Source organism: Streptomyces sp. NPDC003635 (genome assembly GCF_053587635.1).
This window is the reverse complement of record NZ_JBSFOK010000067.1, coordinates 1-25,632: the sequence shown is the minus strand read 5'-3', so window position 1 is coordinate 25,632 and position 25,632 is coordinate 1. Positions and strand designations below refer to the sequence as shown.

General features: G+C 72.7%; 23 protein-coding genes and 1 pseudogene. 19 read left to right on the top strand and 5 right to left on the bottom strand.

Annotation, left to right across the window (positions count from 1 at the left end; genetic code table 11):
* Positions 1-11 precede the first annotated feature (11 nt).
* From ACWDRW_RS37135 to ACWDRW_RS37080, 12 genes and pseudogenes are all read left to right on the top strand, one after another.
* The gene (locus ACWDRW_RS37135) at positions 12-1,271 is read left to right on the top strand and encodes a beta-ketoacyl-[acyl-carrier-protein] synthase family protein (RefSeq protein WP_451731959.1); all 1,260 of its coding nucleotides are present in this window, start codon (positions 12-14) and stop codon (positions 1,269-1,271) included.
* Positions 1,268-2,494 (top strand): beta-ketoacyl synthase N-terminal-like domain-containing protein, encoded by a 1,227-nt coding sequence (locus ACWDRW_RS37130; RefSeq protein ID WP_451731956.1) that lies wholly within the window; start codon positions 1,268-1,270, stop codon positions 2,492-2,494. Before ACWDRW_RS37135 ends, ACWDRW_RS37130 begins: the two co-directional genes overlap by 4 nt.
* Positions 2,495-2,594: 100 nt before the next feature.
* On the top strand, positions 2,595-3,440 hold the full coding sequence (locus ACWDRW_RS37125) for an SDR family NAD(P)-dependent oxidoreductase (RefSeq protein ID WP_451731953.1): 846 nt from the start codon (positions 2,595-2,597) through the stop codon (positions 3,438-3,440).
* A gap of 26 nt (positions 3,441-3,466) precedes the next feature.
* The gene (locus ACWDRW_RS37120) at positions 3,467-4,351 is read left to right on the top strand and encodes an aromatase/cyclase (RefSeq protein ID WP_451731951.1); all 885 of its coding nucleotides are present in this window, start codon (positions 3,467-3,469) and stop codon (positions 4,349-4,351) included.
* Positions 4,352-4,597: 246 nt separating this feature from the next.
* Positions 4,598-6,163, top strand: a complete 1,566-nt coding sequence (locus ACWDRW_RS37115) for an acyl-CoA carboxylase subunit beta (protein ID WP_451731949.1) — start codon at positions 4,598-4,600, stop codon at positions 6,161-6,163.
* Positions 6,164-6,195: 32 nt separating this feature from the next.
* Complete coding sequence (locus ACWDRW_RS37110) at positions 6,196-6,390, top strand: acyl-CoA carboxylase subunit epsilon (RefSeq protein WP_451731947.1); 195 nt, start codon at positions 6,196-6,198, stop codon at positions 6,388-6,390.
* Complete coding sequence (locus ACWDRW_RS37105) at positions 6,387-7,316, top strand: MBL fold metallo-hydrolase (RefSeq protein WP_451731944.1); 930 nt, start codon at positions 6,387-6,389, stop codon at positions 7,314-7,316. The genes ACWDRW_RS37110 and ACWDRW_RS37105 overlap by 4 nt, the downstream gene beginning before the upstream one ends.
* Positions 7,317-7,418: 102 nt before the next feature.
* Positions 7,419-7,532 (top strand): annotated as a pseudogene (locus ACWDRW_RS37100) (YceI family protein); the annotation flags it as partial.
* A gap of 127 nt (positions 7,533-7,659) precedes the next feature.
* Entirely contained in the window at positions 7,660-8,049 is a 390-nt protein-coding gene (locus tag ACWDRW_RS37095) for a cell division protein SepF (protein WP_451731941.1), read from the top strand.
* A gap of 78 nt (positions 8,050-8,127) precedes the next feature.
* Entirely contained in the window at positions 8,128-9,372 is a 1,245-nt protein-coding gene (locus ACWDRW_RS37090) for an ATP-binding protein (protein WP_451731939.1), read from the top strand.
* Positions 9,369-9,695 (top strand): nucleotide pyrophosphohydrolase, encoded by a 327-nt coding sequence (locus tag ACWDRW_RS37085; protein WP_451731936.1) that lies wholly within the window; start codon positions 9,369-9,371, stop codon positions 9,693-9,695. The genes ACWDRW_RS37090 and ACWDRW_RS37085 overlap by 4 nt, the downstream gene beginning before the upstream one ends.
* 194 nt (positions 9,696-9,889) lie before the next feature.
* Positions 9,890-10,372, top strand: a complete 483-nt coding sequence (locus ACWDRW_RS37080; RefSeq protein ID WP_451731933.1) for a DUF6099 family protein — start codon at positions 9,890-9,892, stop codon at positions 10,370-10,372.
* 445 nt (positions 10,373-10,817) lie between these two features.
* On the opposite strand, the gene ACWDRW_RS37075 is transcribed toward ACWDRW_RS37080, so the two are convergent.
* Positions 10,818-11,075, bottom strand: a complete 258-nt coding sequence (locus tag ACWDRW_RS37075; protein ID WP_451731930.1) for a hypothetical protein — start codon at positions 11,073-11,075, stop codon at positions 10,818-10,820.
* 243 nt (positions 11,076-11,318) lie between these two features.
* Here ACWDRW_RS37075 and ACWDRW_RS37070 point away from each other — a divergent pair, with 243 nt between their 5' ends.
* The 3 genes from ACWDRW_RS37070 (at position 11,319) to ACWDRW_RS37060 (ending at position 16,386) form a co-directional block, all read left to right on the top strand.
* Positions 11,319-12,242 carry an LLM class F420-dependent oxidoreductase gene (locus ACWDRW_RS37070; protein WP_451731927.1) on the top strand — a complete coding sequence of 308 codons (924 nt, stop codon included), beginning with the start codon at positions 11,319-11,321 and terminating at the stop codon, positions 12,240-12,242.
* A gap of 140 nt (positions 12,243-12,382) precedes the next feature.
* On the top strand, positions 12,383-13,852 hold the full coding sequence (locus ACWDRW_RS37065; protein ID WP_451731924.1) for a 3' terminal RNA ribose 2'-O-methyltransferase Hen1: 1,470 nt from the start codon (positions 12,383-12,385) through the stop codon (positions 13,850-13,852).
* The gene (locus tag ACWDRW_RS37060) at positions 13,849-16,386 is read left to right on the top strand and encodes a polynucleotide kinase-phosphatase (RefSeq protein ID WP_451731921.1); all 2,538 of its coding nucleotides are present in this window, start codon (positions 13,849-13,851) and stop codon (positions 16,384-16,386) included. Before ACWDRW_RS37065 ends, ACWDRW_RS37060 begins: the two co-directional genes overlap by 4 nt.
* A 4-nt stretch (positions 16,387-16,390) precedes the next feature.
* Here the strand turns inward: ACWDRW_RS37060 and ACWDRW_RS37055 are convergent, their stop codons facing one another.
* Both ACWDRW_RS37055 and ACWDRW_RS37050 read right to left on the bottom strand, forming a co-directional pair.
* Positions 16,391-17,284, bottom strand: coding sequence for a hypothetical protein (locus ACWDRW_RS37055; protein ID WP_451731916.1), 894 nt, complete (start codon positions 17,282-17,284; stop codon positions 16,391-16,393).
* A complete protein-coding gene (locus ACWDRW_RS37050) occupies positions 17,281-18,285 on the bottom strand; it encodes an SPFH domain-containing protein (protein WP_451731913.1) in 1,005 nt (334 codons plus the stop codon). Before ACWDRW_RS37050 ends, ACWDRW_RS37055 begins: the two co-directional genes overlap by 4 nt.
* A 120-nt stretch (positions 18,286-18,405) precedes the next feature.
* On the opposite strand from ACWDRW_RS37050, the gene ACWDRW_RS37045 reads away from it, so the two are divergent.
* Complete coding sequence (locus ACWDRW_RS37045; RefSeq protein ID WP_451731910.1) at positions 18,406-19,629, top strand: arginine deiminase; 1,224 nt, start codon at positions 18,406-18,408, stop codon at positions 19,627-19,629.
* Between the two features lie 120 nt (positions 19,630-19,749).
* Positions 19,750-20,766, top strand: coding sequence for an ornithine carbamoyltransferase (gene argF / locus ACWDRW_RS37040; protein WP_451731907.1), 1,017 nt, complete (start codon positions 19,750-19,752; stop codon positions 20,764-20,766).
* Here the strand turns inward: argF and ACWDRW_RS37035 are convergent, their stop codons facing one another.
* The gene (locus tag ACWDRW_RS37035) at positions 20,767-21,219 is read right to left on the bottom strand and encodes an ATP-binding protein (RefSeq protein WP_451731904.1); all 453 of its coding nucleotides are present in this window, start codon (positions 21,217-21,219) and stop codon (positions 20,767-20,769) included. It abuts the gene before it with no gap.
* Between the two features lie 291 nt (positions 21,220-21,510).
* On the opposite strand from ACWDRW_RS37035, the gene ACWDRW_RS37030 reads away from it, so the two are divergent.
* Positions 21,511-22,338 (top strand): enoyl-CoA hydratase family protein, encoded by an 828-nt coding sequence (locus ACWDRW_RS37030; RefSeq protein ID WP_451731901.1) that lies wholly within the window; start codon positions 21,511-21,513, stop codon positions 22,336-22,338.
* A gap of 2 nt (positions 22,339-22,340) precedes the next feature.
* A complete protein-coding gene (locus tag ACWDRW_RS37025) occupies positions 22,341-24,686 on the top strand; it encodes a bifunctional salicylyl-CoA 5-hydroxylase/oxidoreductase (protein WP_451731898.1) in 2,346 nt (781 codons plus the stop codon).
* A gap of 31 nt (positions 24,687-24,717) precedes the next feature.
* On the opposite strand, the gene ACWDRW_RS37020 is transcribed toward ACWDRW_RS37025, so the two are convergent.
* On the bottom strand, positions 24,718-25,632 hold a 915-nt coding region (locus ACWDRW_RS37020), incomplete at its 5' end, for a GTP-binding protein (RefSeq protein WP_451731895.1).

The following is a 25,632-nucleotide window of genomic DNA, read 5'->3' as shown; positions in this document are numbered from 1 at the left end:
ACCATCCCCGCATGACCCGACGCGCAGTGATCACAGGGCTGGGTGTGGTCGCCCCCGGTGGCATCGGCACCAAGGACTACTGGGCGCTGCTCACCGGCGGCCGGGCCGCGACCCGCCACATCACCTTCTTCGACGCCTCCACCTACCGTTCCCGCGTCGCCGCCGAGGTCGACTTCGACCCCAGGGCCGCGGGGCTCGGCGTCCGGGAGATCCACCGCATGGACCGCTCGGCGCAGTTCGCCGTGGTCAGCGCCTGGGAGGCGGTCGCCGACAGCGGCCTCGCGCTCGGCGGTATCGACCCGCTGCGCACCGGTGTCAGCATCGGGAGCGCGGTCGGCGCGGCCACCAGCCTGGACGAGGCCTATCCGCTGCTCAGCGACGAGGGCCGGGACTGGCGCACCGACACCACCTATGCCGTACCGCAGTTGTACGACTACATGGTGCCGAGCGCGCTCGCCCGCGAGGTCGCCTGGACCGTCGCCGCCCAGGGCCCGGTCGCCCTGGTCTCCACCGGCTGCACGTCGGGGCTCGACGCCCTCGGCCACGCCGCCGGGATCATCGCGGAAGGGTCCGCGGACGTGATGCTGGCCGGCGCGGCGGAGGCGCCGGTGTGCGCCATCACCGCGGCCTCCTTCGACGCCATCAAGGCCACCACCCCCTACGAGGGCGACGACCCGTCCGAGGCCTGCCGGCCCTTCGACCTCACCCGCGACGGGTTCGTGCTCGGCGAGGGCGGCGCCATCCTCGTACTGGAGGAGAAGGAGCACGCCCGCCGCCGCGGCGCCCATGTCTACGCCGAGATCGCCGGGTTCGCCACCCGCGGCAACGCCTACCACATGACCGGGCTGCGCCCCGACGGCACCGAGCTCGCCGCCGCGGTCGGCGCCGCCCTCGACGAGGCCCGGCTGCCCGTCGACGCCATCGACTACGTCAACGCGCACGGCTCCGGGACCCGGCAGAACGACGTCCACGAGACCAACGCGCTCAAGACCGCCCTGGGTGCGCACGCCTACGACGTGCCGGTCAGCTCCATCAAGTCGATGATCGGCCACTCGCTGGGCGCCATCGGCTCCCTGGAGGCGGCCGCCTGCGCCCTGGCCCTGGAGCACGGCGCCGTCCCGCCGACCGCGAACCTTCACACCCCGGACCCGGAATGCGATCTCGACTACGTACCCTTGACCGCCCGGTCGCAGCCCCTCAACACGGTACTGAGCGTGGGCAGTGGCTTCGGGGGACTGCAGAGCGCCCTCGTCCTGAGGAAGCCCGAGTGACCCCCGACCCCGCCGCCGCCCCGCCCGCCCGGGTGCGGGCGGCCGTCACCGGACTCGGCGTCGTCGCCCCCAACGGCGTCGGCACCCGCGCCTGGTGGGAGGCGACCCTGCGCGGGGTCAGCGCCCTGCGCCCGGCCCGTGACGCACCCGTGAACCGCACCCCGGTCGCCGGTGAGGTCGCCTCGTTCGTCGCCGAACAGTACGTGCCCAGCAGGCTGTTGCCGCAGACCGCCCGCTTCACCCGGCTGGCGCTGGCCGCCGCGGCCGAGGCCCTGGACGACGCCGACGTCGACCCCGCCACCCTGGAGGGGTACGGCACCGGAGTCTTCACGGCCAGTTCGGCGGGCGGCTACGAGTTCGGGCAGCACGAGATGAGTGCCCTGTGGCGCACCGGCAGCGACAGCGTCAGCGCCTACCAGTCCTTCGCCTGGTTCTACGCCGCCTGCACCGGACAGGTCTCCATCCGGCACGGCATGCGCGGCGCGAGCGGCACCCTCGTCACCGAACAGTGCGGGGGCCTCGACGCGGTCGGCCAGGCCCGGCGGCGGCTCGCCGAGGACACCCGGGTGCTGCTCGCGGGCGGCTCCGACGCGGGTCTGTGCCCGCTGGGCTGGGCGGGCCATCTCGCCACCGGCCAGGTCAGCCCGCACAGCCGGCCGGCCCGCGCCTATCTGCCCTTCCACTCCGAGGCCTCCGGGTACGTCCCCGGCGAGGGCGCCGCCTACGTCGTACTGGAGGAACGCTCGGCCGCCGAGGAGCGGGGCGCGCAGGTGCTCGGCGAGGTCGCCGGGTACGCCGCCGCGTTCGATCCGCCGACCGGCCCCGGCAACCTCGGGCGGGCGGCGCGGCTCGCGCTGGAGGACGCGGGGCTGACCGCCGACGACATCGACGTCGTCTTCGCCGACGCCTCCGGGGTGCCCGCCCTGGACGAGGCGGAGGCCGAGGTGATCGGGGAGCTCTTCGGGCCGTACGGCGTCCCGGTCGCCGTGCCCAAGACGATGACCGGACGGATCGGCGCCGGCGGCTCCACCCTCGACCTGGTGGCGGCGCTGCTCGCGCTGCGCGACGGGGTGCTGCCCCCGGCGGTGCACGTGGACCGGCCCAAGGACGGCTGGCACCTCGACCTGGTCACCGGCGACCCACGCCCGGTCGACCTGCGCGCCGCGCTGGTGCTGGCCCGCGGCCACGGCGGGTTCAACTCGGCCGCGGTGGTGGTGAAATGACCGGTCGCGGCGGGCAGGGCGCGATGTCCGGGGCATGGTGTCCGGGCCGCGTCGGTCCGCGCGGGCCGGACGGGACCGACTCGACTGCGGTGGTGGTGACATGACGATCCAGCGGGCCGTACCCGGCTCCTGGGCGGGTGCGCTCGGGGGCGGTCCTCCGAACCGCAGGCGGCCGGGCCGTACCGCTCTGGTGACCGGCGCGACCGGCGCCATCGGACGAGCCGTCGCCGAACGCCTCGCCGACGACGACTTCGACCTGTTCGTCTGCGCCCGGGGCACCGACGCGGTCGCCGAGACCGTCGCCGCGCTGCGTGCCAAGGGTGTCAAGGCGGACGGACTCGCCGTCGACGTACGGGACTTCCGGGCCGCGAGCGACCTGGTCGAGGCCGCGGTCGCCTGCCACGGCCGGCTCGACGTGCTGGTCAACAACGCGGGCCGCAGCGGCGGCGGCATCACCGTCGACCTCACCGACGAACTGTGGGCCGACATCATCGAGACGAACCTCAACAGCGTCTTCCGCGTCACCCGCGAGATGCTCCGTCAGGGCGGCGCCGTCGGCCGCGGCTGGGGGCGGATCGTCAACATCGCCTCCACCGCCGGGAAGCAGGGCGTCGTCCTCGGCGCCCCCTACTCCGCCTCCAAGCACGCCGTGGTCGGCTTCACCAAGGCCCTCGGCCTGGAACTCGCCGCGACCGGTGTCACGGTGAACGCGGTGTGCCCCGGCTTTGTGGAGACCCCCATGGCCGAGCGGGTCCCCCGGGGCCGCGCCGACGCCCGGGGCACCACCGCCGACGAGGTGCTCGCACGCCTCGACGCCAGGATCCCGCTGGGCCGTCACGCCACCCCGGAGGAGGTCGCCGCGATGGTCGGCCACCTGGTGGGCGACAGCGCCGCGGCCATCACGGCCCAGGCGATCAATGTCTGTGGCGGCCTGGCAAGTCACTGACCGTCACTCGCATCGAGGGGACCGGCATGCCGAACACCGTCCACACCACCCGGATCGCGGCGCCTCCGCGGGCCGTCCACGCGCTCATCGCCGATGTGACGGTCTGGCCGCTGATGTTCGAGCCGAACATCCACACCGAGTACGTCGGGGGCGCGCCCCGCACCGATGGCCGGGAACACGTCCGCATCTGGGCGTTCGTCGGCTCCGAGGTGCGCAGCTGGACCTCGGAACGGGTCCTCGACCCGCACGCCCTGACTGTCGAGTTCCGCCAGGAGCGGCCGGCCCCGCCGCTCACCTCGATGAGCGGATCCTGGCTGGCCAAGGACATCGGCGGCGGTGAGACGCTCCTCGAACTCCACCACGAGTTCGAGGCCTTCGGCGACGAGCACGTCGTACTGCACTCCCTGCACCAGAACAGCCCGGCCGAGCTGGCCGGGGTACGGATCGCCGCCGAGCACCCCAGGACGCCGTACGTCTTCGAGGACACCCTGCGCATCACGGCACCGCCGCGGGTGGTGTACGACTTCCTGTGCGCCGCCGACCGCTGGCCGGACCGGCTGCCGCACGTGGCCTCGCTGGAGCTCACCGAGAAGACCCCGGGCATCCAGCGCATGGTGATGGAGACCCGCAGCCCCGACGGCACCCTGCACCCCGGCGAGTCGGTCCGGGTGTGCCGCCCCGAGGTGGGCAGCATCGCCTACAAGCAGATCCGCACGCCGACGGTCCTGGTGGCCCACACGGGGGAGTGGCGGCTGACCCCGCTCCCGGACGGCACGACGCTGGCGGCGTCCCGGCACAGCGTGATCCTGGCCGACCCGAAGGCGCGGGAGGCGGTGCGCAGCGCGCTGGGCACGAACAGCCGGGCGACGCTGCGGCGCGCGAAGGAGTTCGCGGAGACGCGACGCCTGTAGAGCTCCTCTCCCGAGTCGGGTGCGTGGTACGGCAGTTGTCGAGTGCGGCTCGACGCCCGAATGAGGCTGTTATGTCAGTCTCTGCCCAGGTAGGCGTCGGAGGACATGACCCAGGCGCCGTCGCAGGAACTGACGCCGGCGCTTAAGCCCCACTCCACCCGCGCTCCAGCTCCGCGACGCACTCTGTCGCCCACGCGTTCCGAGAACGGGCTGAACAAGCCCCTTGACGACCTGTGAGGAGCGTCAATGGACCGCCTTTCACCTCCCCTCCGGGAACGGACGGCCGAACTGCACGAACTGCGCGAGTCGGTGCGGCGCGGTCCCTCGGAGAAGTCGACCCGGGCACAGCACTCCAAGGGGAAGCTGACCGCACGCGAACGGATCGACCTGCTCTTCGACAAGGGCACCTTCACCGAGACCGAGGGCCTGCGCCGGCACCGGGCGACCGGCTTCGGCCTGGAGGCCCGCCGTCCCCACACCGACGGCGTGATCACCGGCTGGGGCCGGATCAACGGCCGTACCGCCTTCGTCTACGCCCATGACTTCAGGATCTTCGGCGGCGCCCTCGGCGAGGCCCACGCCCAGAAGATCCACAAGCTGATGGACCTCGCGACGGCGGCCGGCGCCCCGGTGATCGGCCTGTGCGACGGCGCGGGCGCCCGGATCCAGGAGGGCGTCACCGCGCTCGCCGGATACGGCGGCATCTTCTCCCGCAACGTCCGCAACTCCGGGGTCATCCCGCAGATCAGCGTCATCATGGGCCCGTGCGCGGGCGGCGCGGCCTACTCGCCCGCGCTCACCGACTTCGTCTTCATGGTCCGCGGCACCTCGCAGATGTTCATCACCGGTCCCGACGTCGTCCAGGCGGTCACCGGCGAGGAGATCACCATGGACGGGCTCGGCGGCGCCGACCCGCACTCCACCGCCTCCGGCGTGGCCCACGCGGTCTTCGACGACGAGGAGGAGTGCCTGGAGAACGTCCGCTTCCTGCTCTCCCTGCTGCCCTCCAACAACCGTGAACCGGCCCCGGCCGTCGCCGAGTCCGACCCCGTCGACCGGCGCACCGACGCCCTGCTCGACATGGTCCCGGCCGACCCGCGCGCCTCCTACGACGTCCGGGACGTCATCGAGGAGATCGTCGACGACGGCTTCCTCTTCGAGGTCCACGAGAACTGGGCGCGCAACGTGGTGTGCGCGCTGGTCCGGATGGGCGGCGAGGTCACCGGGGTCGTCGCCAACCAGCCCATGGTGCAGGCCGGCGCGCTCGACATCCAGGCCTCCGAGAAGGCGGCGCGGTTCGTGCGGTTCTGCGACTCCTTCAACATCCCGCTGCTGACGCTGGTGGACGTGCCCGGCTTCCTGCCCGGGGTGGACCAGGAGCACGGCGGGATCATCCGGCACGGCGCGAAGCTGCTGTACGCGTACTGCGACGCGACCGTGCCCCGGGTGCAGCTGATCATGCGCAAGGCGTACGGCGGCGCGTACATCGTCATGGACTCCCGGTCCATCGGCTGTGACGTCTCCTTCGCCTGGCCGGTCAACGAGATCGCGGTGATGGGTGCCGAGGGCGCGGCGAACGTCGTGTTCCGGCGGGAGATCGCCGCGTCCGACAACCCGCAGGCGACGCGCGAGCAGCTGGTCAAGGAGTACCGCTCGGAGCTGATGCACCCGTACTACGCCGCCGAACGCGGTCTGGTGGACGACGTGATCGACCCGGCGGAGACCCGGGCACGGCTGATCGACGCCCTGCGCACGCTGCGCCGCAAGCACGCCCCGATCCCGTCGCGCAAGCACGGGAACCAGCCGCAGTGAGTGCGATCGATTCGGAAGAGCGGGTGATACGCGTGCTGCGAGGCGAACCGACACCGGAGGAACTCTCCGCCCTGCTCACGGTCCTGCTGGCGCTGTCCGGGCGCCGGGGCGAGGCGGACGGGGAACCGCTGCCGACGCAGCCCCCCGCGGTGGCCTGGGCGCAGACCAGCGTGGGCGGCACGAGCTGGGCGGTGGCGGGGTACCCGTACTGGGCGGCGGTTTCATGAGTGTCTCCACTCCGGCCCTGCGCACCGAGCTCACCGAGGTGGCCGACGGGGTCTACGCCCACCTCCAGCCCGACGGGGGCTGGTGTCTGAGCAACGCCGGGGTGGTCGCCGGTCCCGAGGGCCTGGTCCTCGTCGACACGGCGGCCACGGCGGCCCGCGCGGCGGCGTTGCGGGGGGCGGCGGAGGGGCTCGGCCGGGGCCCGGTCCGGGTGCTGGTCAACACCCATCACCACGGCGACCACACGCACGGCAACGGAGCCTTTCCGGGCGCGACGGTGGTGGCGCACGCCCGGACCCGGGCGGAGATGGAGCGCAACGGCCTGGCCCTCACGGGGGTCTGGCCGGACGTGGCGTGGGGGGAGCTGTCGGTACGGCTGCCGGACCTCACCTTCACGCAGGAGCTGACGCTGTACCAGGGGGAGCGGGAGATCCGGCTGCTCCACCCGGGCCCGGCGCACACCAACGACGACGTGGTGGCGTGGCTGCCCGCCGAGCGGGTGCTGTTCGCCGGGGACATCGCGATGGCGGGCAGCGCGCCCTTCGTCCTGATGGGCTCGGTCTCCGGCTCCCTGGCGGCCCTGGCCCGGCTGCGCGCGCTGCGGCCCCGCACGGTGGTCTGCGGCCACGGACCCGTACGGGGCCCGGAGGTCCTGGACGAGACGGAGGAGTACCTGCGCTGGATCCAGCGGGTGGCGGCGGAAGGCCGAGCGCAGCGCCTGACCCCTCTGGTGGCGGCCAGGGAAGCGGGCAAGGGCTCCTTCAGCCACCTGACGGAGTTCGAACGAGTCGTGGGCAACCTCCACCGCGCCTACGCCGAACTGGACGAACGCGAGGCCATAGCGACGGGCCGCACGGTGGACGTGGCGGAGGCGTTCGCAGAGATGATCACCTACAACGGCGGCACCCTGCCGACGTGCCACGCCTAGACCCAGACGTCCGGGTCGGCCCGGCTGCGAGAAGCAGTCCGGTCCGGCCCGCGACGCCGGGATGATCCGACCGGCAGGGCCTGGCGCGGCGCGGCACGGGCGGCCGAATTCACCCTGGGCCGGGAGCAGTTCGGCATCACCTGGAACCAGCTCGGCATGATGCGCGGCCTGACCGCGGTCACGGCCACGCTCCGCTTCACCCGCAAGGACGCCTGACCGCGCGCCTGGCCCGCAAGCCCTGTCGCCGCTGTGGCGGACCGTGTCGCTGTTGGGCCGAACGGGTGACATGGCGTAAGAATTGGCTGGTGCAGGCATTGAGTACCAGTCAGTTCGGGGGGAGCCGGTGAACCGCTACGACGTCACCGATGAGCAGTGGGAAGGGCTCGCCCAGGTCGTACCCCTGCGCGGGCGGGACGCGTGGCCGTCCGCCGTGGACCATCGCGCGCATCCCGAGGCGGTGACCGAGCCGCGCCGCCGTTTCGTGGTCCTGAGGGTCAACGTCTTCGGCGACGCCCGGGAGGTCGCCGAGACCCTGATGGCCGGGATCCCGGTCCTGCTGGACCTGACCGGCGCCGAGACCGAGGTCGCCAAGCGCGTTCTCGACTTCAGCACCGGCGTCGTCTTCGGCCTGTCGAGCGGTATGCACCGCGTCGACCGCAACGTGTTCCTGCTGACCCCGAACGGCACCGAGGTCAGCGGGCTCATGGAGGGCGCCGGCGTCCCGGAGGCCTGAGCCCCGGACGTCCCCCGATCGTAGGAAGCTCCCGGCGGCAAAACGGTTCACCCGCCGCCGGAGTCCTACGGTCCGCATATGCCCGCCCCCTCCACACCCCCGGCGCCTTACGGCGTACCGCGCCCGCCGAGTCCCTCCGCCGCGCCGCAGGCGACTTCACGCGTGCCCACCTCCTCGGCCGCCGCGCCGGCGAGACCGGCCGGAGAGCACCCGAGCCGGCCGCGCATCACGGAGCTGCGGCTCTCCGCCTTCGCCGGGCACCGGGGCGTGAGCCTGCCGTTCGGGGCGTGCACGTTGCTGGCGGGGGCCAGCGGGAGCGGGAAGAGCAGTGCGCTGCGGGCGTACGAGGCGCTCGCCCGGCTGGGTGGGGGAGCGGAGCTCCGGGAGGTCTTCCCGGATCCCGTCGCCTGTGTGCCCGAGGGGGCCCGGCCGGACGCCCAGCGGCGCCGGGGCTTCCGGATCGGCTGTACCGCCGACGGTCCCGAGGGCCCGGTCCGGCTCGAGGTCGCCGTACAGGCCGAGCCCGAGCTGCGCGTCGTGGGCGAGCGGCTCACGGCGGACGGGGTGACCCTCCTGGAGACCGCCCTGCGGGATCCGGGCCGGCGCGCGGTGCAGGCGGCCTGGCACACCGCCGGGTCCGCGCCCGTCACCCGCGCCCCGCTCCCCGACGACCGGCTCGGCACCGCCCTGCTGCCCCTGCGCGTGGCAGGCAAGACGGACGGGCAGCGCCGGGTCCTCGCCGCCGCCGAGCAGATGGTCGTCGCCCTGCGCTCCGTCTTCGCCTGCGACCCGCGCCCCGACTGGATGCGCGTTCCCGTCCCCACCGGCTCCGGACGCCTCCTCGGCGGCTGCGACAACCTCGCCGACGTCCTGTGGCGCACCCGCGTCGAGTGCGCCCGCCGCCACCAGCTGCTCGTCACCGCCGCACGCGCCGGCTGCCGCGGTCCCGTCACGGACGTCCTGTCCGAACCGCTCGGCGACGGCACCGTCCGCGGAGTGCTGGACCGGGGCGGCGGCACCCGGACCGAGTTCGGCCGCCTCGGCGACGGCGAGCTGCGCTATCTCGCGCTCACCCTGGTGCTGCTCACCGGCCCCGGGGTACTGGAGCTCGACCCGCCCGGCGAGGTGCCGCCCGCGATGCGGACCCTCACGGTGCTGGCGGACGGCCTCGAGCGCGGCCTGGACCCACGCCAGCGCACCGAACTGCTCGCGCTCGCGGCGCGGATGTGCGAGCGCGGCCACATCCGCCTCGTCGGCGCGGTCGGCGACGCGGTCTGGGCCGACGGGACGCCCGGCGTCACCGTGGTACACCTGACCCCGTGACCGAACCCCTCGACGTCGCGAAACTCCAGCGCAGGCTCGCCGAGTTCGCCGCGGCGCGCCACTGGCAGCCGTACCACACCCCCAAGAACCTCGTCGCCGCGCTCAGTGTGGAGGCCTCCGAACTCGTCGAGATCTTCCAGTGGCTGACGCCCGAGGAGTCGGCCCGCGTGATGTCCGACCCCGACACCGCGCACCGCGTCACGGACGAGGTCGCCGACGTGCTGGCCTACCTGCTGCAACTGTGCGAGGTGCTGGGCATCGACCCCCTCGCCGCGCTGGACGCGAAGATCGACCGCAACGAACGGCGGTTCCCGGCGCCGTAACCCCTGGACCACGGAACGGAGTTACTCGATCCCCTTGTACGCTCCGTGTTCATTCAACTTCCCGAAACCGATTTGTTGTCCGCAGATTTCCGTCTTCCTCTGGCTTTTCGTCTCACGGACCCTCACTCTGGGTAGTGAACAATGGAGTTCGGGCGGACGTGCCAGGGGGCGCGTCGGACAGACGGGGGCAGCGCATGGACGCTGTGCGGCTCATCGTGACGAGCAGGCGTGCCCTGGCCGGGACCGATCGCGCGCCGGACATCCTGACCGAGGTGTGGCAGGCGCAGGCCCTGGCCCAGGCGATAGGAAGCCGGCTCGCGGTCTTCGGCCCACCCGAACTGCGCGGTGAGGCACTGGGGTTGACCGAACTCGCGGGCCGGGGCTGCGGGGTGCTCGACACCCCCGTACTCGACACCAAGGACCTGCGCGCGGCCCAGCTCAGCGAACTGGGCGACGCCCGCCAGGCGCTCATGTACCTGGGCGGTCTGCTCGGCGAGGTGGGCATCGCCCTCGTCGGTCTGGCGAGCGCGGCGGACGACGAGGGCACGTACTGGCAGTGCATGGAGGCCATCGACGCGGCCGACGAGTCCCGCGACCGCGTCCTGGAGATGCTCCGCAGACTCGCGGACCGAGAGGCGGAACAGTTGCTGCCGGAGCCGGAAAGAGAGGCGGGCTGAACCCGGGGCGAGCCCTCGACGTCCCCCGCCCGAGCCACCGACACCGGCCGCCGTCCCAGCCGGCCCTTGGCCCGCAGCCGCCCTCCGAGCAAGCCGTCGGCCCGAAGCCGTCCCCCGAGAGCCCGTCGGCCCTCGCCCATGCTGCGAGCGGGCCGTCAGTTCGGGCGCCGTCAGAGTCGGCCGTCGGCCCTCGCCCATGCTCCGAGCGGGCCGTCAGCTCGGGCGCCGTCGGAGTCAGCCGTCGGCCCTCGCCCATGCTGCGAGCGGGCCGTCAGCTCGGGCGCCGTCACAGTCAGCCGTCGGCTGGAGCCGTCCCCCGCGTGCCCGCCAACCCCCGGCCGTCGCCCGAGCCGGGCCGTCAGCTCTCGCCCGGCCTGCTGGCGAGTCGCCGGTGTCAGTCGTCGCCCGAGAGCCCGTCAGCTCTCTGCCATCCCCGGGGGACCCGTCAGTCCCCGTCCTCCCGCACCCCCGCCGCCGCCCCGGACGCCGCCCCGGACGCCGCCCCGGCACCCGCCGCCGCCCCGGCGCCCGTGTCCCGATCCGACCCCCCGGAGGACTGCAGGTCCGCGTCCAGCGCGGACAGATCCGCGTTCAGTGCCGCCATCAGCTCCTCCATCTGCTGCAGCAGCCCCTTCGGCCGGCCGGGGGTGCCGCCCCCGGCACCCCCGGCCCCGCCCTGCTGCGGCACGGATTCTTCGGACATGACGGCCTCCTCGGCCCCCGGCCCCGAGTTCTCGGAGGCCGACGCGAACGACGCCCGGCGGCAGACAGGCCGGTGCGGGAGCCGGGCGGTCCGGCTCCTCCCGGGCAACGATCATCACCGGACCGGGTCACTGGCCCGGACCCGCCGCGGGCACGCCGCCCGGGGATTTTCACCCGACCGTGGCGCGGCGGGACCGGTGGGACCAGCGGTGTTGACCACCGTATGAGCGTGCAGGATGGAGGTATGGATCTTCGCATCTTCACCGAGCCCCAGCAGGGGGCCACCTACGACACCTTGCTCACCGTGGCGAAGGCCACCGAAGACCTCGGCTTCGACGCGTTCTTCCGCTCTGATCACTATCTGAGCATGGGCTCCGCGGACGGCCTCCCCGGCCCCACCGACGCCTGGATCACCCTGGCCGGACTCGCCCGCGAGACCAAGCGCATCCGCCTCGGCACCCTCATGACCGCCGGCACCTTCCGCCTTCCCGGCGTGCTCGCCATCCAGGTCGCGCAGGTCGACCAGATGTCCGGCGGCCGGATCGAACTCGGCCTGGGCGCGGGCTGGTTCGAGGAGGAGCACAAGGCGTACGGCATCCCCTTCCCGAAGGAGAAGTTCGCGCGCCTGGAGGAACAGCTCGCCATCGTCACCGGACTGTGGGCCACCGAGGTCGGCAAGACCTTCGACTTCCACGGCACCTACTACGACCTCACCGACTCGCCCGCCCTGCCCAAGCCCGCGCAGGCCAGGATCCCCGTGCTGATCGGCGGCCACGGCGCCACCCGCACCCCGCGCCTCGCGGGCCAGTACGCCGACGAGTTCAACATGCCCTTCGCGAGCGTCGAGGACAGCGCGCGCCAGTTCGCCCGGGTCCGCGCGGCCGCGGAGGCGGCCGGCCGCGGCACCGACGCGCTGACGTACTCCAACGCCCTCGTCGTCTGCGTCGGCAAGGACGACGCCGAGGTCGCCCGCCGGGCCGCCGCCATCGGCCGCGAGGTGGACGAGCTGAAGGCCAACGGCCTCGCCGGATCCCCCGCCGAGGTGGTCGACAAGATCGGCCGCTACGCGGAGATCGGCGCCCGCCGGATCTACCTCCAGCTCCTCGACCTCTCCGACCTTGACCACCTGGAGCTCATCTCCTCCCAGGTGCAGTCGCAGCTGTCGTAGCACCGCGGGGATATCCGAAGGCGCCGGTCGCACCCGGTGTGCGAAGGTGTGTTCGTCGTCCTGAAGGCCCCCAGGATCACCCTCCTGGGGGCCTTCACGCGTACGGCGACCCTGTCCACCGAGCCTCAGAGGCCCTGCCCATGTTCCTGACGATCAGTACCACCGGCACCCCGGAACGCCCCGCCACCGACCTCGGCTTCCTGCTGCACAAGCATCCCGAGAAGGCGCAGGCGTTCTCCACGTCCTACGGCAGGGCGCACGTCCTCTACCCCGAGGCGGACGCCGAGCGCTGCACGGCGGCGCTGATGCTGGAGGTCGACGCGGTGGCACTGGTCCGGCGCGGCAAGGGCAAGAGCCGCGGCGGCGCCCCCGACGCGGCGCTCGCGCAGTACGTCAACGACCGCCCGTACGCCGCCTCCTCGCTGCTGGCGGTGGCGCTCAGCTCGGTGTTCTCCAGCGCGATGAAGGGCACCTGCGCGGCGAAGCCGGACCTCCCGGGCCGGCCGCGCCCGCTGCGCGTCGAGGTCCCCGCGCTGCCCGCACGCGGCGGCCCGGCTCTCGTACGCGGGCTCTTCGAACCGCTCGGCTGGGCCGTGACCGTCGAACCCGTGGCCCTGGACGAGCAGTTCCCGGAGTGGGGTGATTCCCGGTACGTCCGGCTCGTCCTCGACGCCGAGACCCTGACCCTCGCCGAGGCCCTGCGCCACCTCTACGTGCTGCTCCCGGTCCTGGACGACGCCAAGCACTACTGGGTCGCCCCCGACGAGGTCGACAAGCTGCTGCGGGCCGGCGAGGGCTGGCTGGCCGACCACCCGGAGCAGAAGCTGATCACCAGCCGCTATCTCTCCCGCCGCTGGTCGCTGACCCGCCAGGCCATGGAGCGGCTGGAACTGGTGCGGCTCGCCGAGGCCGACGACAGCGAGGTCGAGGACATCGACAACGCCGTCGAGGCGGAGGCCGAGGAGGAGGAGCGGCCCACCCCGCTCGCCGTCCTGCGCCGGGAGGCGATCCTCGCCGCGCTGCGCTCCGCCGGAGCCTCGCGCGTGCTCGATCTCGGCTGCGGTCAGGGCCAGTTGGTGCAGGCCCTGCTGAAGGACGTGGGGTTCACCGAGATCGTCGGCGTCGACGTCTCGATGCGCGCCCTCACCATCGCCTCCCGCCGGCTCAAGCTGGACCGCATGGGCGAGCGGCAGGCCGCCCGGGTCAAGCTCCTGCAGGGCTCGCTCGCCTACACCGACAACCGGCTCAAGGGGTACGACGCCGCCGTGCTCAGCGAGGTGATCGAGCACCTCGACCTGCCCCGGCTGCCCGCCCTGGAGTACGCGGTCTTCGGCGCCGCCCGACCGCGGACCGTGCTGGTGACCACCCCGAACGTCGAGTACAACGTCCGCTGGGAGTCCCTCCCGGCGGGGCACGTCCGGCACGGCGACCACCGCTTCGAGTGGACCCGCGACGAGTTCCGCGCCTGGGCGGACGCCGTGGCCGAACGACACGGCTACGGCGTGGAGTTCGTCCCCGTGGGACCCGACGACCCCGAGGTCGGACCGCCCACCCAGATGGCTGTTTTCACGCGCGACGACCGCGACGACAAGGAGGCGAAGGCCGCATGACCGAGACCCAGGGGCGCACCCTGCCCGTCACCGACCTCTCCCTCGTGGTGCTCATCGGGGCCTCCGGCTCCGGCAAGTCCACCTTCGCGCGGCGGCACTTCAAGGCCACCGAGGTGCTCTCCTCCGACTTCTGCCGCGGCCTCGTCGCCGACGACGAGAACGACCAGAGCGCCTCCCGCGACGCCTTCGACGTCCTGCACTACATCGCCGGCAAGCGGCTCGCGGCCGGCCGCCGGACCGTCGTCGACGCCACCAGCGTCCAGCAGGACTCCCGGCGCCAGCTGATCGACCTGGCGAAGAGGTACGACGTCCTGCCGATCGCCATCGTCCTGGACGTCCCGGAGGAGGTGTGCGCCGAGCGCAACGCGGCCCGCACCGACCGGGCCGACATGCCCCGCCGGGTCATCCAGCGGCACACCCGCGAACTGCGCCGCTCCCTGCGGCACCTGGAGCGCGAGGGCTTCCGCAAGGTGCACGTCCTTCGGGGCGTGGCGGAGGTCGAGCAGGCCACCGTCGTCACCGAGAGGCGGTACAACGACCTGACCCACCTCACCGGACCCTTCGACATCATCGGCGACATCCACGGCTGCTCCGCCGAACTGGAGTCGCTGCTGGCGAAGCTGGGCTACGCCGACGGCGTCCACCCGGACGGCCGTACCGCCGTCTTCGTCGGCGACCTGGTCGACCGCGGCCCGGACAGCCCGGGTGTGCTGCGCCGGGTGATGTCGATGGTGAGGTCGGGCCACGCCCTGTGCGTGCCGGGCAACCACGAGAACAAGTACGGGCGGTATCTCAAGGGCCGCAACGTCCAGCACACCCACGGACTCGCCGAGACCATCGCCCAGATGGAGGGCGAGAGCGAGGAGTTCGCGCGCGAGGTGCGGGAGTTCATCGACGGCCTCGTCAGCCACTACGTCCTCGACGGCGGCAGGCTGGTCGTCTGCCACGCCGGTCTGCCCGAGAAGTACCACGGCCGCACCTCCGGGCGGGTCCGCTCGCACGCCTTGTACGGCGACACCACCGGCGAGACCGACGAGTTCGGCCTGCCGGTGCGCTACCCGTGGGCGGAGGACTACCGGGGCCGGGCCGCGGTGGTCTACGGGCACACCCCGGTCCCGGAGGCGACCTGGCTGAACAACACGATCTGCCTGGACACCGGCGCCGTCTTCGGCGGCAAGCTCACCGCGCTGCGCTGGCCGGAGCGGGAACTGGTCGACGTACCGGCCGAGCGGGTCTGGTACGAGCCGGCCAAGCCCTTGCGGACCGAGGCGCCCGGCGGGCAGGACGGGCGGCCGCTGGACCTGGCGGACGTGCACGGGCGCCGGGCCGTGGAGACCCGGCACGCGGGACGGGTCGCCGTACGGGAGGAGAACGCGGCGGCGGCCCTGGAGGTGATGAGCCGGTTCGCGGTGGACCCGCGCCTGCTGCCGTACCTCCCGCCGACCATGGCACCGACGGCGACCTCGCAGGTCGACGGCTACCTGGAGCACCCCGAGGAGGCGTTCGCGCAGTACGCGGCCGACGGGGTCGCGCGGGTCGTGTGCGAGGAGAAGCACATGGGCTCGCGCGCGGTGGCGCTGGTGTGCCGGGACGCGGAGGCGGCGCGGCGGCGGTTCGGCGTCGACGGTCCCACCGGGTCCCTCTACACCCGTACCGGACGGCCCTTCTTCGACGACGAGTCGGTGACGGAGGCGATCCTCGACCGGCTGCGTACGGCCGTCGGGGAGGCCGGGCTGTGGGACGAACTCGGCACGGACTGGTTGCTGCTGGACGCGGAGCTGATGCCGTGGTCGCTGAAGGCGTCCGGGCTGTTGCGCTCGCAGTACGCGGCCGTCGGCGCCGCCTCCGGGGCGGTGTTCCCGGGCGCGCTGGCCGCGCTGGAGGCGGCCGCGGCGCGCGGAGTCGACGTATCGGACCTTCTGGCGCGCCAGCGGGAACGGGCCGCGGACGCCTCGGCGTTCACGGAGGCCTATCGCCGGTACTGCTGGACCACCGAGGGCCTCGACGGCGTTCGTCTCGCGCCGTTCCAGATCCTGGCGGTGCAGGGCCGCAGCCTCGCCGGGCTTCCGCACGACGAGCAGCTCGCGCTCCTGGACCGGCTCGTCGAGCACGACGGCACGGGCCTGCTCCAGACCACCCGGCGCCTGTACGTCGACACCGCGGACCCGGAGTCGGTGCGGGCGGGCGTCGACTGGTGGCTGGAGATGACCGGGCGGGGCGGCGAGGGCATGGTCGTCAAGCCGCTCGGCGCGCTCGTGCGCAACGCGGAGGGGCGGCTGGTGCAGCCCGGCATCAAGTGCCGTGGCCGCGAGTACCTGCGGATCATCTACGGCCCGGAGTACACGCGCCCGGACAACCTGACGCGGCTGCGCAAGCGGTTCCTCAACCACAAGCGGTCCCTGGCCACCCGGGAGTACGCGCTGGGTCTCGAGGCCCTGGACCGGCTGGCCGAGGGCGAGCCGCTGTGGCGGGTGCACGAGGCGGTCTTCGGGGTGCTGGCGCTGGAGTCGGAGCCGGTGGACCCGCGGCTGTGACGGTTCAGCCGAGGAGCCGCAGCCGCTCCCGGCACACCCCGACCCGTACCGACTGGCCCCAGGTCAGTTCCAGGGCGTCGGTCTCCATGCCGTCCCCGAAGGCCACCAGGCGTTCGGACTCGACGGTGAGCGTCAGCCGTGCGGCGGCGGCCAGTTCCCCGGCCACCAGGGAGGTCCCGGTGGCCGGGGAGGGCCAGGCCTCGCGGACGAACCACACCAGCCGTTCCTCCGCCGGGGCGGGCAGCGCGAGCCGCCCTCCCCGGTCCTGCCACACCGACCGGAGCCATCCGGTCGCCCCGGTCCCGGTGCCGATCAGCACCCCGGACGAGGCCTGGGCCTCGACGACACCCCCGTCGTCGTCGAGGCCCAGGCGGTACCGGGCCGTCTGGTGTCCGGCCGCGCCCAGGTAGATCTCGTTCAGCGCGACCAGGCGCTGGGTGTCGTCGGCGACGGCCTCGACCATGGTCAGCTCGTCCGCACCGGCCGAGCCGGCGGCCGCCAGCAGCTTCGCCGCGTCCGCGGGTCGGTGTCGTACCAGCACACCCGGGTTGCGCCCGGGATCGGCGTCGACGCCGATCACCGGCTGCCCCGACAGGTACTTGGCGACGTTCGCCACCAGACCGTCCTGTCCGACCACGACCACCACGTCCTGCGGAGCGAACAGGAACCGGTCCAGGTCGCCCCGCTCGACGCGCGCCTGACGCCAGGTCAGCGGAATGCCCGCCACCACCTCGGCCAGCGCCTTTCGCGTACGGCGGTGCCGGTCGGCGACCTCCGCGATGTCCCGGCCCCGGGAGCGCAGGAAGTAGGCCGCCTGTCCGTGCGTACCGTGCCGGGCCACCAGCTCCTCGTACTCCGTGGTGCGGTGGACGAGCACGGCGCGCGGGGCGAGGCTCACGCCCGCTCCCCGTCGCCGAGCCGGGCGAGCAGTCCGGTGAGCACGTCCGGCGAGATGGTCACGCTGTCGACGCGCGGCAGGTTCTCCGCGAGCCGCGTCCCGGTGAGCGCGTGCAGGACGGCGACGTCCACGTCGGCGTGGACCCGCAGCCAGGCCGCCTGGGCCTCGGCCTTCGCGTCTCCCACGGCCCGTACGCCCTCCGCCTCGGCTTGGGCGAGCCGCACCGAACGTGCCGCCTCCGCCTCGGCCCGCACGGCGTCGGCCGCCGCCTGCTCCTGCGCCCTGCGGCGCTCGTTCGTGCCGCGCTGCTCGACCAACTGCTCCTCGCGGCGGGCGAGTTCGATCTGGCTGGCCAGTTCGTTCTCGGCGATCGCGCGCTCCCGCTCGACGGCCACCGCCCGCCGTTCGTACGTGGCCCGGTCGGCCTCCTGCTGGATCAGCTCGCGGGCCGGGGTGCGCAGCGCGCGCTCCACCTCGGGCTCCGGGCGCAGGGCCACCACGCGGACGGCGACGATCTCGATGCCGGTGGCGGGCAGTCGCGGCTCGGCGGCGTAGCCCGCCGCCACCCGTTCGCGTACCGCGCTCACCCCGTCCACCAGGGCCGCCGCCAGCGGCGTACGGGCCAGGACGTCGAGCGCGTGCTGCTGTGCCGTCTCCGTCAGCAGGGTGCCGAGCTGTTCCAGCGGAGTGCCGCGCCAGGCCCCGGTGTCGGGGTCGACGGAGAAGTCCAGCCGGGCCGCCGCGACGGCCGGGTCGCTGATGCGGTAAGTGACCGTCGCCTGCACCGCCACGTCCTGGAAGTCGGCTGTACGGGCATGGAAGGTCATCGCCAACTCGCGGTCGTCGACCGGGACTTCGGACAGGGCCGCGCTGAGCGCCCGGTACCAGAAGCTGAGTCCGGGGCCGTCGTGCAGCAGCTTGCCGCCACGGTGGTGCCGGATGTGCGCCGTCGGCGCCCCGCGCAGATGGCGCCAGCCGAGGCGCCGGGTGATGTCGGCCATGAGCGACCCCCATTTCGTCGTAGCGACGATAATGGGGGTGTCTGTTTATCGTCAAGGGGACGAGAATCGGAAGTGGTCAAGAGGGGGGTGAATATCGCCCTCGATGGTCAGGATGGAGTCATGGGATTCCACGTCGACTCCGAGGCCGGGCGGCTCAGCCGCGTCATCCTGCACCGGCCGGATCTCGAGCTCAAAAGGCTCACCCCCAGCAACAAGGACGCGCTGCTCTTCGACGACGTGCTCTGGGTGCGCCGGGCGCGCGCCGAGCACGACGGCTTCGCCGACGTCCTGCGCGACCGCGGGGTCACCGTCCACCTCTTCGGCGACCTGCTCACCGAGGCCCTGGAGATCCCGGCGGCCCGCGACCTCGTCCTGGACCGCGTCTTCGACGAGAAGGAGTACGGCGTCCTGGCCACCGACCATCTGCGCGCCGCCTTCGCCACCCTGTCCGCGCCCGAGCTGGCCGAGGCCCTGGTCGGCGGCATGACCAAGCGCGAGTTCCTGGACGCCCACGCGGAGCCGGTCTCGGTCCGATTCCACGTCATGGAGCTCGACGACTTCCTGCTCGCCCCGCTCCCCAATCACCTCTTCACCCGCGACACCTCCGCCTGGATCTACGACGGTGTCTCCGTCAACGCCATGCGCTGGCCCGCCCGCCAGCGCGAGACCGTGCACTTCGAGGCGATCTACCGGCACCATCCGCTGTTCCGTGCCGAGACGTTCCACGTCTGGTCCGAGGGGCAGGCCGACTATCCGTCCACCATCGAGGGCGGCGACGTCCTGGTGATCGGCAACGGCGCCGTGCTGATCGGTATGAGCGAGAGAACCACGCCCCAGGCCGTGGAGATGCTCGCCCACAAGCTCTTCGCCGCGGGCTCCGCCGAGACGATCGTGGCCCTCGACATGCCCAAGCGGCGGGCGTTCATGCACCTCGACACGGTGATGACGATGGTCGACGGCGACACCTTCACCCAGTACGCCGGGCTCGGCATGCTCCGCTCGTACACCATCGAGCCCGGCGTCGACGGCAAGGAGCTGAAGGTCACCGACCATCCGCCGGAGCACATGCACCGGGCCATCGCCGCCGCCCTCGGGCTGAGCGAGATCCGGGTGCTCACCGCCACCCAGGACGTGCACGCCGCCGAGCGGGAGCAATGGGACGACGGCTGCAACGTCCTCGCGGTCGAACCGGGCGTCGTCGTGGCCTACGAGCGGAACTCCACGACCAACACGCACCTGCGCAAGCAGGGCATCGAGGTCATCGAGATCCCGGGGAGCGAGCTGGGGCGGGGGAGGGGCGGACCGCGCTGCATGAGCTGTCCGGTGGAGCGAGGGCCGGTGTAGGGGTGGGCCGGGAGCGTGGGCCGGTGGAGGGGGTGGACCGGCGGAATGTGGGACTGTATAGAAATGTGGAACGTCGTATAGACTTCCAAGGTCCTTGTTCACGTCACTCTGGAGCGCCCCATGGCGACAGTCCCGACCTCCCTCGCCGGCCGCCACTTCCTCAAGGAGCTGGACTTCACCGAGGAGGAGTTCCGCGGTCTGCTGGAGCTGGCCGCGGAGCTGAAGGCCGCCAAGAAGGCCGGGACCGAGACCCCGTACCTGCGCGGCCGGAACATCGCGCTGGTCTTCGAGAAGACGTCCACGCGCACCCGCTGTGCCTTCGAGGTCGCCGCCGCCGACCAGGGCGCCACGACGACGTACCTGGACCCCTCCGGATCGCAGATCGGGCACAAGGAGTCGGTCAAGGACACCGCGCGAGTGCTCGGGCGGATGTTCGACGCGATCGAGTACCGCGGGGACAGCCACGAGAAGGTCGAGGAATTGGCCGCCCACGCCGGAGTGCCCGTCTACAACGGCCTCACCGACGACTGGCACCCCACCCAGATGCTCGCCGACGTCCTCACCATGCTGGAGCACGGCACGAAGACCCTGGACGACGGCATCGTCTTCGCCTACCTCGGCGACGCCCGCTTCAACATGGGCAACTCCTACCTGATCACCGGCGCCCTGCTCGGTATGGACGTGCGGATCGTCGCGCCCAAGGCGTACTGGCCGAACGACCAGGTCGTCGCCGAGGCGCGGCGGCTCGCGGCGGACAGCGGCGCGGCGATCACGCTCACCGAGTCGATGGCCGAGGGTGTCCTGGGCGCGGACTTCGTGGCCACGGACGTCTGGGTCTCTATGGGTGAGCCCAAGGAGGTCTGGGACGAGCGGATCAAGGCGCTCGGCCCGTACGCGGTGACCATGGACGTCCTGCGCGCCACCGGCAACCCGGACGTGAAGTTCCTGCACTGTCTGCCGGCCTTCCACGACCTGGGCACGAAGGTGGGCCGCGAGATCCACGAGACGCACGGCCTGGAGTCGCTGGAGGTCACGGACGAGGTCTTCGAGTCCGCCCACTCGGTGGTGTTCGACGAGGCGGAGAACCGGATGCACACCATCAAGGCGGTGCTGGTGGCGACCCTCGGCCGAGCGTGATCAGGAGGCGCGGCGCTGGGCGGGCACCGTCGGCAGCCGGAACCACACCGCCTTGCCCGACGCCGTCGGCCGGTGGCCGCAGGACGAGCTGAGGGCCCGGATCAGCAGCAGGCCCCGGCCGTGTTCCTGCCAGGGGTCCGGTTCGCCCTCGCAGGGGCGGGTCAGATTGCCCGGCGGCGCCGGGTCCGGGTCGTGCACCTCGACCTGGCAGCCGCTCGGCAGCAGCTGCACCACCAGCTCTATCGGCCCCTCGCCCGTGGTGTGCTCCACGGCGTTCGCCACCAGCTCCGCGGTCAGCAGCTCCGCGGTGTCGCAGTCGGCGGAGTGCTTCAGCTCGGCCAGCGCGGTACGGACCAGGGCGCGCGCGACCGGCACCGCCGCGGTGGTGTGCGGCAGTGCGACGCGCCAGGAGGCGGAGGCGGGTAGGCGATCGTGCACGGCGGATCCGTTCATCAAGCAGGCTGCCCTGCTTTCAACCTCATGAATGGTACGGCGCCTCGCCGCGGAGGAGTCGGGCGGGCGCCGGACGGGACTTTCGCCCCGTAGCGAGCGGCTTACCCAGGTGAACGTCCGGCCTCGCACGACTGATCCCTTCGTTACCCGGACGTCGAGGACCCGTGACACCTCGGTGGCCTCGTGGCGTATCGCGCCATCCTGACGACAGTCACGGATCAGTGATAACTTCGAGGGGTAGACCTCAGTGAGACAGCGCCGCCCGCAGTCCGCCCGAGGAGGCCGCCCGCCATGAGTCCCTTCACCGGCTCCGCCGCCCGCACCGGCCGCTGGGAGCATCTGATCGTGGACCTCGGCGACGGCGTCGCCACCGTCACCCTCACCCGCCCCGAGAAGCTCAACGCGCTCACCTTCGGTGCCTACGCCGATCTGCGCGACCTCCTGGCCGAGCTGTCCCGGGAGCGGGCGGTACGGGCCCTGGTGCTGGCCGGCGAGGGCCGCGGCTTCTGCTCCGGCGGAGACGTGGACGAGATCATCGGCGCGACCCTGTCCATGGACACCGCCCAGCTCCTGGACTTCAACCGGATGACCGGCCAGGTGGTCAGGGCGATCCGCGAATGCCCGTTCCCGGTGATCGCGGCGGTCCACGGGGTCGCGGCGGGCGCCGGCGCGGTGCTCGCCCTCGCGGCCGACTTCCGCGTCGCCGACCCCACGGCCCGGTTCGCCTTCCTGTTCACCAGGGTCGGTCTCTCGGGCGGCGACATGGGCGCGGCCTACCTGCTGCCGCGCGTGGTGGGCCTCGGTCACGCGACCCGCCTGCTGATGCTGGGCGAGCCGGTCCGCGCTCCGGAGGCCGAGCGCATCGGCCTGATCAGCGAGCTCACGCAGGAGGGCGAGGTCGACGAGACCGCCCGGACCCTGGCCCGCCGCCTGGCCGAGGGCCCGGCCCTGGCGTACGCCCAGACGAAGGCCCTGCTCACGGCGGAGCTGGACATGCCCCTGGGCCCGTCGATCGAACTGGACGCGTCGACCCAGGCCCTGCTGATGACGGGCGAGGACTACGCCGAGTTCCACCGGGCCTTCACGGAGAAGCGCCCGCCCAAGTGGAAGGGGCGGTGAGGATGCCGGCCCAAGGGGCGCGGGGAACCGCGCGACCAGCCCCCACCACACCGCGGCCGCCCACGACGCCGAGCCATCCCGTGCGAGTCGCGGTCATCGGCGGTGGTCCCGGCGGGCTCTACGCCGCCGCCCTCCTGAAACGGCTCGACCCGACCCGCGAGATCACCGTCTGGGAACGCAACGCCCCCGACGACACCTTCGGCTTCGGCGTCGTCCTCTCCGACGAGACCCTCGGCGGCATCGAGCACGCGGACCCCGAGGTCTACACCGCCCTCCAGCGGGACTTCGTCCGCTGGGACGACATCGACATCGTCCGCCACGACACCCGCCACACCTCCGGAGGCCACGGCTTCGCCGCGCTCGGCCGCAGACGCCTCCTGGAGATCCTGCACCGGCGCTGCCGCGCGCTGGGCGTGGAACTCCGCTTCCGGTCGGAGGCGCCGTACCCCGCCTGGCTGGCCGAGACCCACGACCTGGTCATCGCCGCCGACGGTGTGCACAGCACCACCCGCGAGGCCTACGCCCATGTGTTCCGCCCCCAGGTGGCCACCCACCACTGCCGTTACATCTGGCTGGCCACCGACTTCGCCTTCGACGCCTTCCGCTTCGAGGTGGCCGAGACCGAGTACGGCGTGATGCAGCTGCACGGCTACCCCTACGCCCCCGACGCCTCCACGGTCATCGTCGAGATGCGCGAGGAGGTCTGGCGGGCGGCCGGTTTCGAGGAACTCGACGCGCGGGAGTCCGTCGACCGCTGCGCCAAGATCTTCGCGGAAGCCCTGCGCGGCCACACCCTGCGCTCCAACAGGTCCGCCTGGACGACCTTCCGCACGGTCGTCAACGAACGGTGGTCGCACGAGAACGTCGTGCTGCTCGGCGACGCCGCCCACACCGCGCACTTCTCCATCGGCTCCGGCACCAAGCTCGCCGTCGAGGACGCCCTCGCCCTCGCCGCCTGCCTGGAGGAGCAGCCGGATCTGCCGACCGCGCTGACCGCCTACGAGGAAGAGCGCAAACCGGTCGTCGCCTCCACCCAGCGCGCGGCCCGCGCCAGCCTGGAGTGGTTCGAGAACATCGGACTGTACCTCGGCCAGCGGCCCCGCCAGTTCGCCTTCAACCTCCTCACCCGCAGCCGCCGGGTCACCCACGACAACCTCCGGCTGCGCGACGCCCACTTCACCGAGGCCGTCGAGCGCGAGTTCGGCTGCCCGCCCGGTACGCCCCCGATGTTCACCCCGTTCCGGCTGCGCGGGCTGACCCTGCGCAACCGGGTCGTCGTCTCGCCGATGGACATGTACTCGGCCGTCGACGGGATGCCGGGCGACTTCCACCTCGTCCACCTGGGCGCCCGCGCCCTCGGCGGGGCCGGCCTGGTGATGACGGAGATGGTGTGCGTCAGCCCGGAGGGCAGGATCACCCCCGGCTGCACGGGCCTCTACACCGTCAAGCAGGCCGAGGCCTGGCGCCGGATCACCGAGTTCGTGCACCGGCGGGCCCCCGGCACCGCGATCGGCGTGCAGCTCGGCCACAGCGGACGCAAGGGCTCGACCAAGCTGATGTGGGAGGGCATCGACGAGCCGCTCCCCGACGACAACTGGCCCCTGGTGGCGGCCTCCCCGATCCCGTACCGGACGGACGGCCAGGTTCCGCGCGAGCTGTCCCGCGCCCAGCTCACCGACCTGCGCGAGCAGTTCACCGCGGCCGCCTGGCGTGCCGCCCGCGCCGGCTTCGACCTGCTCGAACTGCACTGCGCGCACGGCTACCTGCTGTCCGGCTTCCTCTCCCCGCTCACCAACCGCCGCACCGACGCCTACGGCGGCTCCCTGGAGAAGCGGCTCCGCTTCCCGCTGGAGGTGTTCGACGCGATCCGGGGCGTCTGGCCGGAGGAGCGGCCCATGACCGTGCGGATCTCCGCCACGGACTGGGCCGAGGGCGGCACAAGTGCCGAGGAAGCGGTGGAGATCGCCCGCGCCTTCGCGGCGCACGGCGCGGACGCCGTCGACGTGTCGACCGGCCAGGTGGTGTCCGAGGAGCGACCGGAGTTCGGGCGCTCGTACCAGACGCCGTTCGCCGACCGCATCCGCAACACCCTCGGCATCCCGGTGATCGCGGTCGGCGCGATCTCCTCCTGGGACGACGTCAACTCCCTGGTCCTGGCGGGCCGCACCGACCTGTGCGCCCTGGCCCGACCGCACCTGTACGACCCGAACTGGACCCTGCACGCGGCGGCGGAGCAGTCCTACGAGGGCCCGGGCGTCGTCTGGCCGGACCCGTACCGCGCGGGCAGCCGCCGCCCCCGGACCGGACGACTGGACGCCCCCAAGCCGCGCCTGACGCTCGGGACTTGAGGGCGTAGATCCTCGGTGTGCGGCGAGGGCTCTACAGCTCGACCATCCCCGCCGTCAGCGTGGCGCCGTCCGCCGGGTCGATCACGATGAACGCGCCCGTGCGCCGGGACACCGCGTAGGCGTCGACCGCCAGCGGCTCCGCCGTGCGCAGCACGATCCGGCCCAGGTCGTTCGCGGTGAGCTCGGCCGCTTCCCCGAGATCCTGGACGACGGCCTTCACCGTGCGCGTGGTGTGCCGGACGAGGACCCGGTCGCCGACCTTGAGCGGCCGGTCCGCCACATGGCAGACTGCGGCCCGGATCTCCCGGGTGAGCGCCGGGACGTCCACCCCGGCGGTGATCATGTCGCCGCGCGAGACGTCCCGCTGGTCCGCCAGCCGCACACTGACCGACTGCGGTGCGTACGCCACCTCCCGGGCGGAGCCGAGCACGTCGATCCCCGTGATCCGCGAGGTCTCCCCGGACGGATGCACGGTGACCCGGTCACCGACCCGCAGCGCGCCCGACACCAACTGCCCCGCGTAATGGCGGTCCTCGCCGTCCCGGATGACGTACTGGACCGGGAAGCGGGGCGGAGCGTCCGCCGCCTCGGCGCCGACGGGGACCTCCTCCAGGAACTCCAGCAGCGCCGGACCCCGGTACCAGTCCATGCGGGCGGAGCGGTCCACCACGTTGTCCCCGGCGAGCGCCGACACCGGGATCGGCGTGAAACCGGGCAGTCCCCACTCGGCGGCATGGCCCGCGAAGTCCTCGACGATCCGCTCGAACACCCGCTCGTCGTACCCGACGAGGTCCATCTTGTTGACGGCGAGGACCACGTGCGGCACCCGCAGCAGTCCCGCCACGGCGGCATGCCGGCGGGTCTGCTCGACCACGCCGTTGCGGGCGTCGATCAGGATCACCGTGAGTTCGGCGGTGGAGGCGCCGGTGACCATGTTGCGGGTGTA

Coding starts and splice junctions, on each gene's coding strand:
- ACWDRW_RS37135 (WP_451731959.1), top strand. CDS start 12: ATGACCCGACGCGCAGTGATCACAGGGCTGGGTGTGGTCGCCCCCGGT.
- ACWDRW_RS37125 (WP_451731953.1), top strand. CDS start 2,595: ATGACGATCCAGCGGGCCGTACCCGGCTCCTGGGCGGGTGCGCTCGGG.
- ACWDRW_RS37120 (WP_451731951.1), top strand. CDS start 3,467: ATGCCGAACACCGTCCACACCACCCGGATCGCGGCGCCTCCGCGGGCC.
- ACWDRW_RS37115 (WP_451731949.1), top strand. CDS start 4,598: ATGGACCGCCTTTCACCTCCCCTCCGGGAACGGACGGCCGAACTGCAC.
- ACWDRW_RS37105 (WP_451731944.1), top strand. CDS start 6,387: ATGAGTGTCTCCACTCCGGCCCTGCGCACCGAGCTCACCGAGGTGGCC.
- ACWDRW_RS37090 (WP_451731939.1), top strand. CDS start 8,128: ATGCCCGCCCCCTCCACACCCCCGGCGCCTTACGGCGTACCGCGCCCG.
- ACWDRW_RS37080 (WP_451731933.1), top strand. CDS start 9,890: ATGGACGCTGTGCGGCTCATCGTGACGAGCAGGCGTGCCCTGGCCGGG.
- ACWDRW_RS37075 (WP_451731930.1), bottom strand. CDS start 11,075: ATGTCCGAAGAATCCGTGCCGCAGCAGGGCGGGGCCGGGGGTGCCGGG.
- ACWDRW_RS37070 (WP_451731927.1), top strand. CDS start 11,319: ATGGATCTTCGCATCTTCACCGAGCCCCAGCAGGGGGCCACCTACGAC.
- ACWDRW_RS37065 (WP_451731924.1), top strand. CDS start 12,383: ATGTTCCTGACGATCAGTACCACCGGCACCCCGGAACGCCCCGCCACC.
- ACWDRW_RS37060 (WP_451731921.1), top strand. CDS start 13,849: ATGACCGAGACCCAGGGGCGCACCCTGCCCGTCACCGACCTCTCCCTC.
- ACWDRW_RS37050 (WP_451731913.1), bottom strand. CDS start 18,285: ATGGCCGACATCACCCGGCGCCTCGGCTGGCGCCATCTGCGCGGGGCG.
- ACWDRW_RS37045 (WP_451731910.1), top strand. CDS start 18,406: ATGGGATTCCACGTCGACTCCGAGGCCGGGCGGCTCAGCCGCGTCATC.
- argF (WP_451731907.1), top strand. CDS start 19,750: ATGGCGACAGTCCCGACCTCCCTCGCCGGCCGCCACTTCCTCAAGGAG.
- ACWDRW_RS37035 (WP_451731904.1), bottom strand. CDS start 21,219: ATGAACGGATCCGCCGTGCACGATCGCCTACCCGCCTCCGCCTCCTGG.
- ACWDRW_RS37030 (WP_451731901.1), top strand. CDS start 21,511: ATGAGTCCCTTCACCGGCTCCGCCGCCCGCACCGGCCGCTGGGAGCAT.
- ACWDRW_RS37025 (WP_451731898.1), top strand. CDS start 22,341: ATGCCGGCCCAAGGGGCGCGGGGAACCGCGCGACCAGCCCCCACCACA.